The following is a 373-nucleotide window of genomic DNA, read 5'->3' as shown; positions in this document are numbered from 1 at the left end:
TATCGCCGGCCGCCCCACGGTCGCGAATCTTCGCCCGCGCGACCTCGACCGGACCGATGCCCGTCGCAATCGTTCGCGCCGGGCCGTAGCCATGCCGCACGACACGGGCGCGTCCGTCGGCAAGCTTCAAGTCCTTCACCGTGGCAAGAAAGGTCTCGACTTCGGCCTCGACCGCTTGCGCCAAAAGTTGCCGCGCACCAGCGCGCAAAAGATTGGTCAGTGGATCGTCGATCTCGTCGGGCTGACGAAGCGGGACAATGTTGCTAGTCTCGTTCATGGCGTATTGCTCTCCTTGAGAGAGGTTCTGGCAGGCTTCGACACCCGCCTCGATACGCCGCCTATCTCAGTCCGTCATCACCCAGTTTCCCGCATA

1 pseudogene is annotated in these 373 nt (G+C 62.7%); it reads right to left on the bottom strand.

What is annotated here, in order from left to right:
* A pseudogene (locus tag AC5ZGW_RS47530) lies at window positions 1-277 on the bottom strand (IS256 family transposase); the annotation flags it as partial.
* Window positions 278-373: the final 96 nt, after the last annotated feature.

This window comes from Bradyrhizobium sp. Crot121, assembly GCF_059512385.1.
Note: the sequence above shows the minus strand (reverse complement) of the source record. Positions and strands in the feature narration are given on the sequence as shown.